The organism is Bacteriovorax sp. As-1 (assembly GCF_058446905.1).
Genome location: NZ_CP184341.1, coordinates 3,068,866 through 3,086,948 on the forward strand (window position 1 = coordinate 3,068,866; position 18,083 = coordinate 3,086,948).

Annotated in this window: 20 protein-coding genes; 12 read left to right on the forward strand and 8 right to left on the reverse strand. The window is 40.2% G+C overall.

Translation table 11 applies throughout. The features are described from left to right. Positions 1-300: 300 nt before the first annotated feature. From ACN20O_RS15635 to ACN20O_RS15655, 5 genes are all read left to right on the forward strand, one after another. Positions 301-1,869 carry a hypothetical protein gene (locus tag ACN20O_RS15635; RefSeq protein ID WP_491634911.1) on the forward strand — a complete coding sequence of 523 codons (1,569 nt, stop codon included), beginning with the start codon at positions 301-303 and terminating at the stop codon, positions 1,867-1,869. A gap of 299 nt (positions 1,870-2,168) precedes the next feature. Next, positions 2,169-2,465: a CheR family methyltransferase gene (locus ACN20O_RS15640; RefSeq protein ID WP_491639291.1), complete on the forward strand. Its 297-nt coding sequence runs from the start codon at positions 2,169-2,171 to the stop codon at positions 2,463-2,465. 323 nt (positions 2,466-2,788) lie between these two features. Beyond that, the gene (locus ACN20O_RS15645) at positions 2,789-3,397 is read left to right on the forward strand and encodes a hypothetical protein (protein WP_491634913.1); all 609 of its coding nucleotides are present in this window, start codon (positions 2,789-2,791) and stop codon (positions 3,395-3,397) included. A 101-nt stretch (positions 3,398-3,498) separates the two neighbouring features. Then, positions 3,499-4,122 (forward strand): hypothetical protein, encoded by a 624-nt coding sequence (locus ACN20O_RS15650; protein ID WP_491634915.1) that lies wholly within the window; start codon positions 3,499-3,501, stop codon positions 4,120-4,122. 32 nt (positions 4,123-4,154) lie between these two features. Further along, positions 4,155-4,826 carry a hypothetical protein gene (locus tag ACN20O_RS15655; RefSeq protein WP_491634917.1) on the forward strand — a complete coding sequence of 224 codons (672 nt, stop codon included), beginning with the start codon at positions 4,155-4,157 and terminating at the stop codon, positions 4,824-4,826. Here the strand turns inward: ACN20O_RS15655 and ACN20O_RS15660 are convergent. The 4 genes from ACN20O_RS15660 to ACN20O_RS15675 form a co-directional block, all read right to left on the reverse strand. Beyond that, positions 4,803-4,988, reverse strand: coding sequence for a transposase (locus tag ACN20O_RS15660; protein WP_491634919.1), 186 nt, complete (start codon positions 4,986-4,988; stop codon positions 4,803-4,805). The two genes, ACN20O_RS15655 and ACN20O_RS15660, sit on opposite strands and share 24 nt — an antisense overlap. Positions 4,989-5,114: 126 nt before the next feature. After that, the gene (locus tag ACN20O_RS15665) at positions 5,115-6,227 is read right to left on the reverse strand and encodes a hypothetical protein (RefSeq protein ID WP_491634921.1); all 1,113 of its coding nucleotides are present in this window, start codon (positions 6,225-6,227) and stop codon (positions 5,115-5,117) included. 61 nt (positions 6,228-6,288) lie between these two features. After that, a complete protein-coding gene (gene tgt / locus ACN20O_RS15670; RefSeq protein WP_491634923.1) occupies positions 6,289-7,458 on the reverse strand; it encodes a tRNA guanosine(34) transglycosylase Tgt in 1,170 nt (389 codons plus the stop codon). Then, positions 7,458-9,305 (reverse strand): FHA domain-containing protein, encoded by a 1,848-nt coding sequence (locus tag ACN20O_RS15675; RefSeq protein WP_491634925.1) that lies wholly within the window; start codon positions 9,303-9,305, stop codon positions 7,458-7,460. The genes tgt and ACN20O_RS15675 overlap by 1 nt, the downstream gene beginning before the upstream one ends. Positions 9,306-9,461: 156 nt before the next feature. Between ACN20O_RS15675 and ACN20O_RS15680 the strand changes: the two genes are divergently transcribed. From ACN20O_RS15680 to ACN20O_RS15690, 3 genes are all read left to right on the forward strand, one after another. Further along, positions 9,462-10,727 (forward strand): hypothetical protein, encoded by a 1,266-nt coding sequence (locus tag ACN20O_RS15680; RefSeq protein ID WP_491634927.1) that lies wholly within the window; start codon positions 9,462-9,464, stop codon positions 10,725-10,727. Positions 10,728-10,794: 67 nt separating this feature from the next. Then, positions 10,795-12,171, forward strand: coding sequence for a DEAD/DEAH box helicase (locus tag ACN20O_RS15685; RefSeq protein ID WP_491634929.1), 1,377 nt, complete (start codon positions 10,795-10,797; stop codon positions 12,169-12,171). Then, on the forward strand, positions 12,171-12,629 hold the full coding sequence (locus ACN20O_RS15690; protein WP_491634931.1) for a hypothetical protein: 459 nt from the start codon (positions 12,171-12,173) through the stop codon (positions 12,627-12,629). Before ACN20O_RS15685 ends, ACN20O_RS15690 begins: the two co-directional genes overlap by 1 nt. Positions 12,630-12,636: 7 nt before the next feature. Here ACN20O_RS15690 and ACN20O_RS15695 read toward each other — a convergent pair whose 3' ends face one another. Then, the gene (locus ACN20O_RS15695; RefSeq protein ID WP_491634933.1) at positions 12,637-13,044 is read right to left on the reverse strand and encodes a globin family protein; all 408 of its coding nucleotides are present in this window, start codon (positions 13,042-13,044) and stop codon (positions 12,637-12,639) included. 109 nt (positions 13,045-13,153) lie between these two features. On the opposite strand from ACN20O_RS15695, the gene ACN20O_RS15700 reads away from it, so the two are divergent. Further along, positions 13,154-13,798: a hypothetical protein gene (locus ACN20O_RS15700; protein ID WP_491634935.1), complete on the forward strand. Its 645-nt coding sequence runs from the start codon at positions 13,154-13,156 to the stop codon at positions 13,796-13,798. Between the two features lie 54 nt (positions 13,799-13,852). Here the strand turns inward: ACN20O_RS15700 and ACN20O_RS15705 are convergent, their stop codons facing one another. The 3 genes from ACN20O_RS15705 to ACN20O_RS15715 all read right to left on the reverse strand — a co-directional run bounded on the left by ACN20O_RS15705 (position 13,853) and on the right by ACN20O_RS15715 (position 15,378). Next, complete coding sequence (locus ACN20O_RS15705) at positions 13,853-14,281, reverse strand: TraR/DksA family transcriptional regulator (RefSeq protein WP_102243296.1); 429 nt, start codon at positions 14,279-14,281, stop codon at positions 13,853-13,855. Positions 14,282-14,434: 153 nt separating this feature from the next. Beyond that, complete coding sequence (locus ACN20O_RS15710; protein ID WP_491634937.1) at positions 14,435-14,821, reverse strand: hypothetical protein; 387 nt, start codon at positions 14,819-14,821, stop codon at positions 14,435-14,437. Then, positions 14,818-15,378, reverse strand: a complete 561-nt coding sequence (locus tag ACN20O_RS15715; protein ID WP_491634939.1) for a hypothetical protein — start codon at positions 15,376-15,378, stop codon at positions 14,818-14,820. Before ACN20O_RS15715 ends, ACN20O_RS15710 begins: the two co-directional genes overlap by 4 nt. A 108-nt stretch (positions 15,379-15,486) precedes the next feature. Here ACN20O_RS15715 and ACN20O_RS15720 point away from each other — a divergent pair, with 108 nt between their 5' ends. The 3 genes from ACN20O_RS15720 to ACN20O_RS15730 are packed head-to-tail and all read left to right on the forward strand — an operon-like array spanning position 15,487 to position 18,040. Then, complete coding sequence (locus tag ACN20O_RS15720; protein WP_491634941.1) at positions 15,487-16,197, forward strand: radical SAM protein; 711 nt, start codon at positions 15,487-15,489, stop codon at positions 16,195-16,197. 41 nt (positions 16,198-16,238) lie between these two features. After that, entirely contained in the window at positions 16,239-17,630 is a 1,392-nt protein-coding gene (locus tag ACN20O_RS15725) for a C1 family peptidase (protein WP_491634943.1), read from the forward strand. Further along, on the forward strand, positions 17,627-18,040 hold the full coding sequence (locus ACN20O_RS15730) for a hypothetical protein (protein WP_491634945.1): 414 nt from the start codon (positions 17,627-17,629) through the stop codon (positions 18,038-18,040). Before ACN20O_RS15725 ends, ACN20O_RS15730 begins: the two co-directional genes overlap by 4 nt. Positions 18,041-18,083: the final 43 nt, after the last annotated feature.

Below are 18,083 nucleotides of genomic sequence, written 5' to 3' on the forward strand. Positions count from 1 at the left end.
CCTAGCATTCTTGACCGTAATACTCCTAAATGGGCCAGTGTCCGTCAAATACCATACAGTCGCGGAGCTCTACCAAAGAAATGTTGCGGATCAACTGGATCCATCATTTCCTAAATTGGCCTAGGATGGTCTTTCATTCGTTATGGGATCGAAGCATATTTTTAGTTTAAGCTTCGGTGTTGAATCTCTCATCACATTGTCAAAAATATAGACACCCTATAGTTTATAACCCTTTAAAAAGATGATTTCATTTTTGGGTCTAAAAATTGCTTCAGACACCTAAGAATGAGGCATGTTTTTATGAAAAGATGGATAGCAGTCTTTGCATTACTATTTTTAGGTATTCAGAGTGGAGTCGCGTATTCCGCTGAAAAACCTGTGACTATAAAGACCGTGCTTCATGACGCCCAAGGGGGAGAGTTTAAAGTAGCCCTTACTAAATACACCAATCACAATGGCGAGTTTGAAGTACGCATTGAAGCGGCAGGGATTCCCCGTTTTGGCAGCAAGATTAATCCAGTTATTGGTTTCGGCCGTGATATCGATGGAAACGGAAAAATTGATTCATGGTTTTTAATTACGAAACAAGGAATCGACTTAGTTAGACTAGAAGGATCTGACCCTACGGGGACAGATGTTTTAGGTGATATCTTAGTCAAAAAATACCGCTCAACATTTACAATGTATGCCAGCTCGGCGGCATCGAGCCTGCTTAGTTATCTCTTTTTATCAGTGAGTGCCGGAGTGGATGTCCAGGAAGAGTATTACCGCGACTGGATGGACTTAGAAGAGATGCGTATTCAATTTGAAGATGATATGGCGAACTTCGGTTCAGCTTATACCTACAACCAAATACAGTATCACCACGAACTTATCTCTATGGGGTTTAAAGATCTTGCCAACCGCATGGAAACCTTTGGAAAGAAAACTTTCTGGGGTTATGCTTTCGCTGATATCGGACTTTGGATCACAGGTGGTGTTGTGCTTAATTGGGGAGCTAAAATCCTGGCAAAAGTAGGATTAATTGCTTCAGAAACGGCATTCGTTACAACAGTAAAAGAAACTTTGATTGGATTCTTTGAAAAGCAAAAGGTGGCCATTGAAAGCCGTTTATCTGTGCTTAAGGAGAAAGTGGCAAGTACCAAAGCGAAGTTTGGAATGAAGGTCGCAGAAAAAGAAGTGGTCACAGCTCTAACAATAGCGACTTATAAAAAAGCATTAACTGCGACGATTAAATCACAAAAAATGAAACAACGTCTTCGCTTGTATCTGGCAAAATCTATCAAGTGGCCTAAGAAAATCCTCATCGGAGCAAAGTCTGAATGGCAGTACATTGCTCTCAATACAGGAGTGCAGATGGGCTCAGAAGCCGTGGCCCGTTATGATGAGATTTATGATCCTAATCCACTGGTCATGGCAAAAAATTTAGCGACTAATCCCGAAGTGATCCAGAACGTAGGATTCATGACGACAGATACTGTTCTTATGACTGGTATTTCAAAAAACCTTAAAACCACTAAGGCGCGTTTTATGGCCAGTGGAGCGGTGGCGATTACGAACTCATCTGTTGTAAATTTTGCTCTTAAAAATGAAGCCAATATTTCTCGCGTTGCTTTTGATACGGCATGGGAGACTGTGGTAGGAAATGCTCAAGTACAGATTGACTTAAAGGCCCTGGAGTATTTTGAGAAGATGGCCTTAAAGAAAGGAAACCCTAAGTTAAAGCTTGTTGGTTATGCTATCGCACTGGTTGATATGGGTGTTGGGTATGTGACCTATTCGAAAGTGACATCGGCGCTGGAGAAAAAAGACGAGGCATCTGTGTCTGAACCGAAGCTGATGCTTGTTCCGGTTTTAGCAGAGAATTAAAATCTATTCACATTTTTTGTACTTTAAATTTAAGAAAACGAAATTTCGTTTGAGAAAACTGATTATCGCTATTGAAAGAAACACTGGGACATATGAAGTGAAATAACTTTTTATTTTCCTATAAGAGACAGAGGGGAAACTCCTAACTGATTTGCAATGGCCGTAATCGTGCTCATTCTAAAATCTTCGGCCTTTACATTCTCCAATTCCCACACTGTAGAAGTTGCAATTTTTGCCGCTGTAGCGAGGTCTATCCTCTCGTTGAGCGAGAAGGGATACCTGAAATTTATCATGAGTGGCTGACGGTTGGGACGAAGGAAGCTTCTGGTTGGTTTAGAATCAGGCCTGAATTAAGAGAGTGCATTTCTTTTAAGCAGATCAATCTTGTGAACCCCGTAATGGATGAGGAAGCTTTTGATGTTGTTTTTTGTCGGAACGTGCTGATTTATTTTCAAACCGATACGATAGAGAAGGTTAATGAGCTGCTTTACAAAAACGTAATGCCCGGCGGACATTGTTTTCTTGGTCACTCGGAGAGTTTTCAGAATATTTCGCATAAGTGGAAGAATGCGGGGATATCGGTTTATAAGAAATAGACATGGGGACTAATCATCCCCTTTTGTTGGCACTTTTTTTATCATAGCTTCGCACTTTCTTTGTTCAAGAAAATAACAATCCAATCATTTATGCCTTTTTTTATTTATTTTTAAAATAAAACTCATATTTCTTTTAGAATAATCCGAACTTCGATCTGTTATTTTTAGTCAACCAATTGAGGAAGTTTTTTTGTGAACACTACTATGATGAAACTGGAGAAGGTCAGATTTATTATGGGACGGCTGTGTTTTGTAAGCCATATGAGAGAGCAGCAGAGCCTCAGCGAGTTAGATATCAATAGTGTTAAGTAGGGGAAGTACGAGTGAAGAAAATTTTAGGGTTGTTCTTGATTGTTTTATTGGCAAGTAGCTGTAGGGAATATGAAAAGCTAATTGCTCCAGCTAGGAACAATAAAGAAAAAAAGGGTGATCAATCATTTGATGGACAAAAAGAGCCTGCATTTCCTGATGAGGATGAAAATAATAAAACATTGCAGGGGATTGATACGAATAATAATGGAATTCGAGATGACGTTGAGATTTGGATTAATTATACCGGGAAAAATAGAAATGAGCGCATGGCCCTTAGAAAGCTTGCAAAGAAAATGCAAGAATTACTTATGTATGATCAAAAATATTCTAAAAAAAGTAGAGAGGAATTTGCATCTAGGGTATGGGATGCGATGTCATGTGTACGTTTCTTTGAAATGGAAGTTAAGCCTTATGAAGGTATGTACCCCAAGTTAGGGATGATTATATATAATAGTGACTCAAGAAAAAGAGCTTATGATAATTTTAATCATCGAGGGATTTCTTATGGGCCCGGAGTAAAAAATGCAAGAGCTGCAAATGGATACCTTGTTTGTGATTTTGAGATCGAAAATTTGCAAAGTATTGTTGAGAAAAATAAGAAATTGGGATACGAAGAGTAGTTTGCATAAATATTTATGAGAAATTATTTAATACGTAATTCTGGAATTCGTAATTTGAAATAGTCTAACTTGTAATAGTGAGCGAGAGGAATAGCTGGACTTTGATTGATTATTTCCATTGTTTATTGGAAGCTATGATTTTTAAAAAATTAGGGTTGTTCTTGATTGTTTTATTGGCAAGTAGCTGTGGGGAATATGAAAAGCTAATTGCTCCAGCTAGGAACAATAAAGAAAAAAAAGGTGATCAATCATTTGATGGACAAAAAGAGCCTGCATTTCCTGATAAATATGAGAATAATAAAACATTACAGGGAGTTGATACGAATAGTAACGGGATTCGGGATGATGTTGAAATTTGGATCAATTACGTAGGGAAAAATAGAAATGAGCGTATGGCCCTTAGGCAACTTGCGCAAAGCTTGCAAGTAATAATTAAATATGATCAAAGAACGCCTAAAGTAGACCGAGAAGCAATTGCCGCTAAAGTGTGGGACGCTATGGGATGTTTAGGTTATTTTGAAGGCAAAAAGAATAATGAAGATTTTCTTTATCCACAAATAACAAAAGTTATATTTAATTCAGAAGAAAGAGTTGACGCTTATAGGAAGTTTCATACTAGAGGAATGGTATATTCTCCAACAGATAGTGATAAAACTGCAGGTAAAAATTATTTGATGTGCAAGTTCGATATTGACAATTTGAACGATTATCTTGTCGAAAAGTAAAGCCATGATTTCTATAAAGAATAGAGGTGATCATGAGGAAGTCTATATTAGTTTTTCTTGTTTTGTTTTCTTTTTCACATGGGTATGGAGCCGATTTATCATGCTCTCAAAATGGAACATCATTCTTTTATGTTAATGGTGTAAACGTTAACGACTCTGAAGCAATGACAGATCTACAGTTAATAGATTCCGATTTTGTTCAGACTAATCGTATTAGTTTAGACAAAAGTCAGAAAGTGAGGTCAGAGTTAATTTATAACTCTACTCGAGGCCTTTTTAATGATGTTAAAGAAATTTACAATCAAGCAACAAGAAATCTAACAGGCGAACAACGCGAGTATTTTTATCGTCAGAAGATGGAAAAACTGCTAGAGAGTAGTTATAAAAATTCTGATTTAACTGACTCTCAAAAGAAAAAGCTTGAAGAATTGTCGAAAGAAGCTTTTTCCATTATTATGAAGAAAGAAAAGCAAACGTCAGCAAATGCTCCGGACGAGTTAAGTAATTTGGATTTGATAAATTTAATTAGTAAGATTGATTATGAAGTGGCAGAACTTTTGAGGACGGCTGATGCAGATACAGAAGTTGTGACATCAATCAAAAAGAAAATTAAAGAAGTTTTTAATTTGCGTAAGAAAATCATTATGATTGCCCACTCACAAGGGAATGAAGCGCTAAGGTCAACATCTCCTCCAATAAAATAATTGTGAAGGAGAAATTCCGTTTTGTCTCGCAACTGATGATACAGATTGCCCTGGTTTAAAAGTTTCTTCGATCAAGCTCATTTTCAATTCCTCTGACCATTTTCGGTGTTTTTGAACACCGATGATGACCTTAGGACTAGTCATAGTACTAGTCGTACTCATAGTAGTTAACCTCCGTTATGAAGCTAACTTAGTGGACCGGTTCTATGAGGGGCTATCACAGTGAGAAAGATACGAATGTCTTTTAATATTTATTCAAATGAAGCTTCCTTCGAAAGCATTTCTTTATTACTTCCCCTCCAAATACAACTCAATAAAAAAATGATGAATATTAATAAACACCGGAAACGCAATATAAAAAAAGATCGTCCCTAACCCCGTCACCGTTCCAAGAGAAATATCCAAATAATTCGGCACCATCTCAAAAAACAAAAAACCGGCCATGACCAAAAGGAAAACCTGAATCAAATGATTCTTAAATGCCATCTTGTGATGCCCTTCAATCTTCGAAGCAAACAACAAATACTGAAGCGAATGAAAAAACGGAATAGCGTAGAGCGAATATTCCACCTGCCTAACAGGCGGGAGCCACCAAATGATAAATGAAAAATAAATAACAATGGACCGGGTCGGAATTAAGTTTCTAATGGCCTCTTTGTATTTCAAATAAAAATAAACCGGAAGCCCCAGCGACATCAAAATACTTAAACCCTTCGAATAAAAAATAAACTCAGGACTAAACCCCATCGCATCAATCGGCAAATTATAAAAATACGAAGTCGACGGCGCATCCCCAACAGGGATAGATGAAAAGAAAAAATTATAAACTGCGATTGAAAATAAAGTGTATTTTAAAAGATTGCGATCAATCTCTTTAAGCTGAATTTGATCCATTCGAAGCGTAATGAGAATACATCCATAAACCTGTTTAGCATAATGCCACCCCACCAGGATATACATTAAGCGAACTGAGAGAATGAGCATTTCCACACCGAAGGTAGCATTTTCTCCTACGCGATAGCTTGAATGCGCGAAAGAAAAAAACTCATTTATCTTTAGAGTAAAAGCGGAATGGCCAATGTTGTGATTAAAAAAGAAGTAGGCGCATACATAAAGCGCAATGAGGCCAACGGGGACAAAGATCAATTGAAACCAATTCTCAAAAATAAAAGATTTCTTCTTTGAGTAAGCAATTTTGTACGAAACCATAAAGTGCGGAAAGTTACAAAAAAATGAAAGCCAAGCAAAGACGATTGGAATTTGCAGAAAACGAGAATTGAGAAGTTCCGATTCACCTCGAAAGGTGGAGAAGGCGACCATAACAAGCCAGACGGCAATGCTAAGTCCCCCAAGCATCAAAAGGTCTAAATTAGAATCAGAGGAAATCGTTTGCCTTTTCATTGGCCAATCTTAACGGCCAATTGTGGGAAGATTATGGAAAGGTTAAAAAAAGGGGAGAGGACTAATCCTCTCCACCCATATCATCATCTTTTGAATCGTCTTTTTTGTAGTTAGCGAAGAATTCTTTTTTGAAATCCAGGAAGCGGTCTTCAAGGATCGCTTTTCTCGCACCTTCAGCAAGCGACTTGTAATAAGCAATATTGTGAGTTGTCGCTAGAACCTGTCCTAAGATCTCGTTTGAATCAAAAAGGTGCTTAATATAAGCACGAGAGAAATTCTTACAAGTGTAACAAGAACAGCTGTGGTCAATTGGATAAAAGTCACGGCGGTAGTTTCTGTGACGGATTCTGATCTTCCCGCGAGAAGTAAACAGAGTTCCTCCACGGGCAAACTTAGTAGGAATGATACAGTCACTCATATCAATTCCGTTTTCCCATAACATGATTAAATCTTCCGGGTTACCGATCCCCATCGCGTAGCGAGGTTTATCAACTGGCATAAGAGGAGCTGTAAAGCTTACGATTTTTTCCATCCACTCGGCACCTTCACCAACTGATACACCACCGATGGCGTATCCAGGAAGGTCGCGCTTAACTAGTTCGTCAACACACTCTTTACGAAGGTCATTGTAAGTTGACCCTTGGATGATTCCAAAAAGCGCTTGCTTTGGATTGTTCCAAGTTTCGATACAGCGATCAAGCCAACGGTGAGTTCTATCCATTGAGTTTTTTGTGTACTCGCGAGTCGCTGGATAAGGAATACATTCGTCGAAGGCCATCATGATGTCAGAACCAAGGTTCTGTTGAATCGTGATTGATGTCTCAGGAGAAAGAAGAATTTTTTGTCCTTTTTGGTCTTTAAATTCTGCGCCTTCTTCTTTGATTGATTTCTTTTGAAGAGAGAAAACCTGGAATCCTCCCGAGTCCGTGAGGATGGGACGAGGCCAGTTCATAAACTTATGAAGTCCGCCAGCTTTTTTCACCAGGTCTGAACCTGGAGTTAAGTGAAGGTGGTAAGTGTTTGAGAGAATAATTTTTGTGTCCATGTCTTCGAGAACTTGCGGCTGAAGCGCTTTAATCGCTCCGTGAGTTCCTACGGGCATGAAAACGGGAGTTGGGATGTCTCCGTGTGGAGTCGTGATTACACCGGCGCGGGCCTTTGAGTGTTTGTCGACGTGCTCTAGTTTGAATTTGAAGTGTTCTTTGACTTGGTCTTGGATGCGTTCACTCATCATTTGTCTCCAGGATTTTCCATTGGTGTGAGTTGGTTTTTAATGTCGGCGAAGGATTTGTGAACGTTTTTATTGGTCACAGATTTCATGACGGCATCGATATTCTTGATGACAGCTCGTTTCGCTCTGTCGGTCAGGTCCATTTCTGCGTGTACTATCCTTACGTTAGAGAGGTTATTAGCAACTCCGACGTAATAAGTCAAAAAGGTTTGCTCGTCACCGTGTAAAAAAGAGTCTTGGGCCAAAAGGAGATCCACTGTTTGGCGGTTTAAGACCACGGTATTTTCTGATTCAGAAAGAAGTTTGCTCCAGATCTGTTCCTCAAAAACGGCGGATAAAGCGCCTTTATTAGGTGAATCGATGCTAAAGCACTTGATCCCCATTGGCGTGAAGACGCAATAGTAATCAATACCGGTGCTGCCAATAAAAAACATTGGGGATTGTGGAGCATAGAATTTTAATGTGGCCTCGTTCGTGCTGATTCCCTCCATCAAGCGGGCCTTAATGAGGATGGCACTTCCAAAAAATGGACCAAAGTTTAAGAATAATGATTTCACCTGTCCGGGTGAAGACATTAAGGCCACTCCAATCATTTCCTTTTTTTCTTTCGTTGTGAGTTCACTAAAAGGGAGGCGGTGAAATGTTTTATAAAGTGGGTTGGCGTACTCCATTTGATCATCGAGGTCGTTGTAGAGAAAGTCTCTTACTTCTCTAATCACTACATTGGTGTTGGTCTTTAGATCAAAAAGCTGGAAGGCCCTTTTTTTCGATTCTTCTCCAACGTAAGGAAGAAGCATGTAGCGGGGAGAGAGTTCAGCGTTGAGATTGACTTGCAGGTCCTTAGAGAAACTAAAAATACTTCTAGTGCGCAATTCTTTGTGTGTGTTCACCTCATCGGCCATGGGAGTAATCGGTAGGTTGTAAGGTGAAGGAAGGAAAAAAGGAGAGAAGATAATAAAAAGCAGGACAATGAAAACTCCAACTTTTCTTATTCCTTTAAAAAAATAATTCTGGCTTAGTGAATTTTGTGCCGGAATAAGAAAGAGAGAAAATAAAAAAGTTTTTAAGCGAAAGAAAATCAATTTGCCGAATTTGTTTTCGCCTTTATGGCGAAGACCCAGCAGGAACTGGCCGATAGTTGTTCCAAACACTAATGTCTGGGCAAAGCTTAATAAGTACCAGGCAATGAAAAATTTAAAAAATGAATGGGTCTTAAGAGGGAAGATGACAGCGGCAAGATAATCGATGATCACCATGGCGTAGTCTTGGGCAAAGACGATGGGAAGTAAAATCGCCAGCACCAGATAAGTGATAAAAAAATCAAAAACAAGAGAAGAGAGTTTAACGACCCACAAATTAATGACTGAGTGCCCTTCAATTCTGTCGATGACATTTGGTCTGACATGGACTTCTCGTCTCATTGAGCCCGTTGGGTTGTCGGCGTAAACGATCTTGTCTGGAATAGACTCAGGAGTAAGGTCCTCGAGAGAATTAAAAAGTATGGGTTTTACTCTCTGGCTTTCATGGACGAGAACAACTTCAGAGCGGACAATAATTTCAGCGCCTGAAAGTTGAATGCGGTCATCAATTTCTAGTAAATAAGTTTTGCCTTCCTCGAGAGGAAGGGAGTTTAAAAAAGTCTGGTTCGTATTTCCCAGATAAACGAGTGCAAGATTTTCCCCTTTTGCAATAAATTCCAGGTGGCGATTCTTAATTTTTGCTCCAGATAAAACCAAATCACATCGGGGATCAAGGCCTACGGTGATGGTGTCGACGACATCGATTTTCATCGGAGGCTTGTTATCTAGGCGGACATCGAGGCGGAATTGGTTTTTTTCTTGGGTCATAGTGAGATAATTATCGCAAAAAATATCGGACTTTAACAATCAAAAGATAATCAGACGGGCTTACTCGGGCATAATCCACTTTACAATTTTTTGGCACCCACTACGATGGAGACTAATAACAATTTTGTGCATCATGAACAATCAAGGAAGATTTGAATGAAACCTATCAGAGCTCTTGCCCTAGGTACCCTGGTTGCCGGATCGTTTGCGGCCCAAGCTTATGACGTTGTTGAACGTTATAAGATTATCGACGATAAACTAAAAACTGAGGCGATGTTAAGACCAATCGGCCACGATTTTTTCTTTGATATCGGGGCAACCGCGAATAAAAACGTTCAAGACGTGATTGATGATGTCAGCAAGGCTTCAAAGTTCCAGGGAACGGACCAGGAGAAAATTGATGAAGCCAACCGCATTCTGACAAAATACGATAAGACTGAACAGACAATTAAGCTCAATGTAGCACTAGGAACTCCGCTTCCTTCATTTTCTGCATGGGATGTAAAATTCACGCCAAACTTTCGCGTGTATGTTGATGTCGGAGCAAATATTGGTATTAGAAGCCAAAAAGTCACGAACCAAGATCTTCTCGATCTATTTAGAGACGATGTTCCAGCAGAACTTCAGACAATCATCCTGAATCTTGACCTGGTTTCAGAACAAGGAAACGATATCAAGACTATCTGTATTGCCCGCACGACGGCCAATACAGCAGCAAGACTTTACTGTGATAACCTGCCACTAGGAAAATATATTGTTCCAAACGTTGGAAACAATCCGACAATGACTCTTTTTGCAAAGGCCGATGCGAAAGCGGGGTTCTTCAACGACTACACTTACGGAGAACACTTCTTTGGTAACTTCAACCTTTATGGAATGGGTAGAGCAGACCTTTACCAATTCGTTACGGGGACTCAGATTGCAAAAGGTGATTCGATCGAAACACCGGATAAAATGAACACAGAGACAACTGTTCAAGTGGACTACCGTCTTGGTTACAGGAACTCAAATTATTCAACATTTTTGGGAATCGAAGAGCTGAAATTAACCAAAATTGGTGATGCAAAAGAAGGTTCTAAGGCCCACTTATATAATTATGACCCATTAATTCGTTTCCATGCTGATGCAAGATACCGTTTAAACGCTCTTTCTCTTCAGCCTTTTATCGGTGTCCACAAGAGATCAGGATACGGGTTTGCTGACGGTATGTACGCCGGTACGAGTGTAGGGGCCCACGTCTGGGGAGACCGCCTGGGGCTTGAATTCCGCGCCATGGTAGACAAACAATATTTAACCCTGACTCCACGAATGAAATTGTGGTTAATGCAGCTTGAATACTCGCTTAAAAAGCCACTTAAGGACACTGACGAGGACGTAAAGCTCACAGCGCTTCACTCGATCGACTTCCGCATTTTCTTTTAATAGTCTGTTAGACGTGGTAAGCTGGTTTTAAATTAACTAGCTTACCGCGCATCAGATGAGTCCAACCATGAGTTTCGAAAAAATCCTATCACACCCTTCAGTCCTTGCTTTTACTACAGAAAATAAACTTAAAGAGCCTACGCGCATTCAATCTTTAGTTATTCCTGATTTCATCAAGGGCAAATCAGTTAACGTTATCGCCAAAACTGGTTCAGGGAAAACTCTGTGTTTTGCTCTTCCAATCTGTGAGCTTTTAAAAACGGCCGAAGAAGACGGAATGGTCGGGGACCCAAAAGAAACAAAAGGGAAACCTCGCGCAGTTATCTTAGCTCCAACAAGAGAGCTTGCTCTTCAGTTGCAGAAAGTTTTTAAATCAGTCTCTCACCATGTGAAGCTTCGCGTGCGTATGCTGGCCGGTGGGGAAGCTGCTAAAGCAAACCATCTTCTTTCACGCGACAACATCGATATTTTAATCGCGACTCCAGGGCGCTTAAGTAACGCTCTTAAAAGAAAAGAACTAAACCTTAAAGAAACAAACTACCTGATCATGGACGAAGCAGACCAGCTTTTAGAAATGGGCTTTCGTCGTGACCTGGAAAATATCTACAAGTCTTGTGATGACACTTTAGTGCACGTCGGACTTTTCAGTGCGACTCACTCATCAAGCCTTGATGAATTCTGCCGCACAATTTTTTCTGAAATTGATTTCGCCAGCTATAACAGCGAAGACAAAAACAAACTGACTCAGTCAGTGCGCACATTTAACATTTACCTAAAAGACGAAGAAAAACTGAAAATGACTGAAGCCTTTTTAAAGAATCAGGCCCAAGGTCGCGGGATTATCTTCGTTAACAAGCACGATACGGTTAATTCGCTTTACTCTCAGCTTCCGGAGAAATTCCCGAAGATGAAGTTCCATGCACTTCACGGAGAAATGGAAGCGAAGGCCAGAAAGAAAGCTTACGATCAATTCCTAAAAGAAGGTGGAGTGCTGATTTCAACAGACATCACTGCCCGCGGAATGGATATTGAGGACCTGGTTTGGGTTATGAACTTCGATCTGCCATTTGAAGCTGTGTACTACATCCACCGTTGTGGTCGCGTAGGAAGAAGACAGGCTGAAGGTTTTGCTTACAACCTGGTGACACCAAAAGATATGAACATTATCACGCGTATTAACGAAGCGATTAAAAATCAATCGGCGATTCGTTTAACTGCTTTTGATGAGAAGAAATTCTCTGCTGTTAAGGCGATTAAAGCTAAAGCTGTTGAAACAAAACTTGATAAGAAGAAAAAGCAGCTTGATGAACTTAAGAAGAAAGTTTTCACTAAGAAAAAACCAGGTGAAAAACGCCACGCTAAGACTGTTAAAAACGTCAACACTCCTCGCTATAAGCGCACGGGGAAACCAGCAGCGAAGAAAACGACGAGATCATCAAGATAATGAAATTAAAACTAGCGGTTTTATTTTTAGGGGCCTTTTTAGTTTTTGGTTGTTCCAAAAAGAAAGAAGCTCCTGATCTAAAATACACGCTGGAAGAGTTCAACCTTATTCTGGATACAACTGGGGCCGCAGTTGACAAAGACGCGGCCAATGCTATCAAGTTTGAAGACTACGCTCCTGGAGTTAATAGAGTCAATTCTAGGCCTATGGTCTATCAGCGCCTAAGTTTTGCCGTGGTTGAATTTGAAACTGAAAAACAGGCCCGTGAAGAGGCCCTAAGACTGAATCAATATTACTCCCGCAACTGGCTTTTTGATAAAGTTGAAGGGGAGCCGATCTTAGAAGATTTAATGATCGTGAAATTCCATGCGGCCAATCCAAAGCGCAGAGTTCAAAGAACGCCTGTGAATATTCCTAAAGAAGAGCATGGTCACGGCCAGGCACCTGCCGGTCACTAAAGTTTTTCTAATTGAACATTTGCGGATTAGCTTCAAAACGCTCTTTGAAAAAAGCGATTCTTTTTTTCCATTCACTGGTGATTAACTGAATTTCTGCAAGCTCTTCTGGTGGGGCCTGTTCTTTGAATTGTTGTTCTAATTCATCCAGCGTCTGATGAAATAAAACCACCCACCTTCCAAGCTCACCGCGCTTAAGCCCCAGCTGAAAGTGAGTCATCATCAGCCTGAATTGTGGGCCTTCTAAAGGCCTTGTGATCGCTCCTGTGAGTTGCATTTCCCAGAAAGTCGCAATCCTCTGTAAATGGCTCTCAAGCTCTTCTGGTTGCCTGAATTTCTCGAAATGATAGCCAATTAAGACGTCATAGACGGCCTTTTTGTAGAAAGCTTCCACTACGATATAGATCAATTCACGCATAAAAAGTGGCCCTAAACCCTTAAAATTTATTATTGGACTAAAAAAGTAAACTTATTTCATGAGTAACCGATAGGATTGCTAAAGTAAACCTTTTAAGAGGAATGTAGTGATGGGAATTTCCCATTTCACCAAATTGATGATCGGACTCATGATTGCTGGCTCTGTTATGGCAGAAGATGCGAATGTGCAGTCTCTTTCAGATGGAGCTTGTTGGTATGAGCAGGGCGACTCTTTAAGAATTGCTAGCTTTAACGATAAAGAATCTATCCTCACAACTCGCGATGAAATCGAGTACCAGGTAGAAGAATTACTTTATGGCAAAAAAAGAGATAAGGCCTTAACCAGCGACCTGACATTACACTGCGGCGGTTATGGTTCAAGTTTAGTTGTTAAGTCTGAATTCAACAATCGTCCTGTCTGTCTGTGGTTAAAACTTAATAAAGGAAAACTGCAAATCAGGTCAATGGGTGGATTAGAGCAAACAAAAAATGAGCTGTGCGACGGCTACAAGTGGGGGGAGTTGGTTGTTGGTTTAAAATCAATTGATCAAAAGCAGTTACTTGAATCAGAACAATTCCATAGCATGATAAAATCTGTCTCTGTCATTTCCGGGACAACGATGAAAGTTGTTTTAAAAGATGAGTTTCATGGGAAAGAGTACGCGGCGATGGATGAATTAAAAAAACACAATCTCAAATACGTCGAACTGAATTTCTATCAGCACCCAGTGGGCGAAGCGGCCCCGCTAAAATAAAAATGCGACCCAAAAGAGTCGCATCCTTAAAAGAATAATTGTTTTGTGTGTTTCTTATCTTGTAGTGTCGTGAAGAGCACGTCCAAGAGATTTAGATTTTTTGTCGAAGAAATTGTTGTTTTCTGCCATTTCTGCTTCTTCTTTACAAGCGATACAAAGTTCAGCTGTAAGGCGAGCATTTAATCTTTCAAATCCAATCTCAGCATCACACTCTTCGCATAGACCGTAAGTCCCGCGGTTCATAGCATCCAGAGATTTATTGATCTTCTTTAGGTAGAAGTTTTCGCGGTTAATGAAACGAATGTCGTGAGAAGTTTGTGTGTTAACACTTGCTTCATCAAGAGGATCAGACAGCTCGTTTCTATCAAGCTGATATGATTCTTGCTCAAGTTTCTTATTCGCGATGCGTTCTTTTTCCGATAATAGTTTATCTTTTAAAATAGCAATTTGTTTGTCTGACAGATAAGCATTCTCTCTTTTCATTCTTACTCCTGAAAAATAACCGCATTCATCCTCAATGATATTTTGCGGCGGCAAACATTTAAAAGAACAGTATTCTGGAAATTGAAGATACAGATAGGGGAGCAATCTAGTAAATTACTAAAATCTAACAAAGCTTAACATCTTTGATAGAATTTATTTGATTCCGCTCGGAAAAGAGGCTTCGCAGTATGGGCAAAAGTGCCAGAATTGCAGGTCGACTTCCGTCTTGCATGATGCGCAAGTGATGAGACACTCTAAGTCAACAAAGTCTTCTCCACCCATAAAGAGATCTTTTCTCATCGCACGAATTGTCGTTGGATGCGCGCGGAATTTTTTTGGATCGAGTTTATCTGGAATGAACATCGCAGGCGCGATAGCTTTATCCGGGATGATATTGACCTTATAAGTTTCGTGGTAATCAGTTTCAAAAAGAGGCGTGGTCGCAGCGTTGGTGTATGTTTTTAACTTCTCCAGCTGCGACTGTGGATCATGATGTTTTTGTAAGAACTTTCTAACTTCTTCGTCGTTATAGCGGCTCATAACTTCATTCGCTTCCATTCGTTTTCGAGATACTCAATGATTTGAGAACTCGCCTTCTGGTGTTTATCAAAAAGTTTCATCAGTCCTGGTTTTGCGGCCAGCACTTCGTTTTTTAAGCGCAAACTCATTGGTCCAAGAGACTCAATGGTTCTTAGGGCCCATTCTTTGACTTCAGGGTTTTTGTCTTTGATTAAATTTTTTAACACTTCAAAATATTCAAAAGAAATCATCGTTCCAGTTTTTAAACTTTCAGCGACCACGTGCTTTTGTGAAGCCGATAAAGCGTAGACGATGAGTTCGTGGTCTTTGATATTTTTAAGAGTCTTAATGAAGAGTTCATTAAACTCAGCAGTCGAATTTTGTGAGTTATCCAGGATGCAGAGTATTTTCTTTAAAGTCTCGCTTTGCAGGGCCTTATCAGTTCCCTCGGCGAGGATCTTTTCCCATTCGCCCTTAAGGTCTGTCAGAAGCTCTGGGGTGAGCTTGATCTGAGGGCGGTGCCCCTGGCGTAGTTTCTCAATAGTTTCTCGGTATAATTCTTGATATTTTTGGTTCATATATACGTATTTTATCACTATTTTAGGGGGAGAGGCTGAAAAAAGTACTTACTCCCAAAGGTATCATTTGACGCCTATAGGCCCCCCCTGTAAAAAGACAAATTACATATGAATGGAAATCACCTCATAAATTCTATTTACCGCGCTACCGAAGGAGAAGGAGTCTTTTTAGGACGCCCGCAAATCTTCGTTCGCTACCAGGGCTGTACGGTAGGATGTCTGAACTGTGATTCAAAGGACACCTGGGACTTCGATAAAGAAGCGGGAATTGACCTGGAAGAGATTCTGGCGAGAGTTCACGCTGAAGGCTTTAACGGAACGATTAAAAACGTTTCAATTACAGGGGGAGATCCACTTCACCCAAGTCATGTGCCTCACGTTCTAGCTTTAGTTAAAGCACTTAAAGAAAGAAAGTATTACGTGAATATTGAAGCGGCCGGAACACGTGTTGTTGACGAGATTTTTGACTTAGTTGACTACATTAGTTTTGACTATAAAACGCCTTCAACAGGGGTAAAAACTCCCCTTAAGAACATCCAAAAAATGAACGCTCAGTACGGAGCGAAGTTTCAGTTAAAATCAGTTATCGCTGACAGAGTAGATTTTGAATCGACTCTTGATGCTTTCAAATCTCTGGCAACAACAGAAAGCTCTCTTTCTTTTCCATGGGTTCTGACTCCATGTTATAGCCTGGGAGAGAAATTCCCAATGGAGCGCTTCCAAAATGTCTTAAGCTGGAACGAAGAAAACGGCGGATTTTTCCGCGTGATCGGTCAACAGCACAAATGGGTCTTTGGGCCAGATCAAAAATTAGTGTAAAACAAGTTTAAAAAATTTCTCCCTCAGCTATAATTGTTGAGATGGCAAACCTAAGAGAGACCACGAGGGTCTTAGTCTATATTCTTTGCGCTTTCATCGTCGTCCTCTCAGAGGCTCGTGCCGATGTTTGTGACGATGCCGTTTTAGAATTTCAAGTCGCTTCAGAAGCTTATACCAGCAAACGTTTAATGGCCTACGATGATGTGAGGGCCTTCTCAGGAATCTATTCTCAGTTTAAATCGCAAATTGCCGGACAAGAGTGTTCTGCAAATGCCATTCTTGAAACAAATGATATTCGACAAAGTGTTAAAGAAAAGCGCATTGAGACTATTCAGAAGTACATGAAGTTTGGGATAAAAGAAGAAAGTGGAAAGGACCTTTCGAGCGAGTACGATTTTCTCACAGGAAAAAGTAAAAAATACAAATATGACTTTGAAGATGTCTTCAACCAGCCTGCTGGTAAAGTCGTTGTCAATAACAAAGTCTACGAAGACATTGTCGTTCCTCCGAAAAAAAATGAAATAGTGGTAAAGCCAGTTATTAGCGGCAAAAAGTGTGCAGATAAAATTAATCAAAATGAAGCTGTGAACTTAGACAATGTTAGGAATCAGGACACAGTCGGGTGGTGTTACGCCTACACGGCAGCTGATCTTTTAAGTTACCGCTTGAAAAAAAGAATTTCGGCGGTGAGTTTATACAATTCCGGACAAGAAATCGAACAGGATATCAAGACTCTTGAATCGGCCAAGGGTGGAGACATTAAACGGAGTATTGATAATTATCTCGCTAAGAAAAATGGTCTGTGTTTAGAGGATGACTTGCCTTCTAACGATTTTAAGTTTTGCACAGATAGCAACTATAGCGATTTTTTAAATAATCTTTTGAGTTCTGCCAGAGAAAAAAGAATTGAGCAGGACCTGACCAGTAATTGTTTCGGAAGCGATATCAAGAGTGCCTTTCCTGGTGTCGATGTTAATTTTATCCGCAATCACACCAACCGTTTTGGGGCAAAAAAATTGGTCGAGGCCTTATACGACAATCAATGTAAAGAGCTGAGCTTCAAAGGCTACCGCGCTGAGGTTGTCAGCCAATTTACTTCGCGCTCCCCGGTCGATGCTCTGATGAAAACGATTAATGATCAGATCTCAAATGGTGAGATTATCGGAGTGGGCTATGACTACAATAAGGTTAATGGCGAAGAAGGAACCGGAGACCATGGATCTATTGTTGTAGGAAGAAGAACGAATCCTGAAAGTGGATCTTGTGAGTATCTCCTGCGAAACAGCTGGGGGAAAAACTGCGAACAAAATGAAGGTGAAGGACTGAGCTGTCATAAAAATTGCGACAGTAATGGCTGTCGCTATAGTGGGCATTTCTGGGTTTCTGAATCGAAACTTAAGCAATCGATTAGTGGAGTGACTTACCTGAAATGAAGATGCTGTTAATTATAATCAATCTTGTTTCATTTTCAGCAGCCGCCGATGTTTGTAAGAAGGCGAGTATTCGCTACATCTTCGATAAGAAGCCAGTTTATGAAAAAGCTGAGCTCTGTCAGAAAAAGACACCGGACAATATGCTTTTTTATCTTTCTGCAAGCTGTGCAAACGATAAATGTGACATCCTAAAGAAATATAAGAGTGAACTAGTCATTAAAGATTACCGCTCAAACATTGGCTCACCTGGGTTTAAGCTTTGTCAGGAGCTTGGTGGAGTGCCGCAGATTTTTGAGTTTTCATTCTCTATGGATGGTCTTTGGCAAAGTGCTGAGCGCTGCTTGTTTGGCAAAATCGACTTTGTTGAGATTTCTTACCTGACACGAGAGTGGAAGCCTTATATTAAGTAAAAAATTGTCTTGATGGATTGTCTTTTGTCTTTTCCGGGCCAAC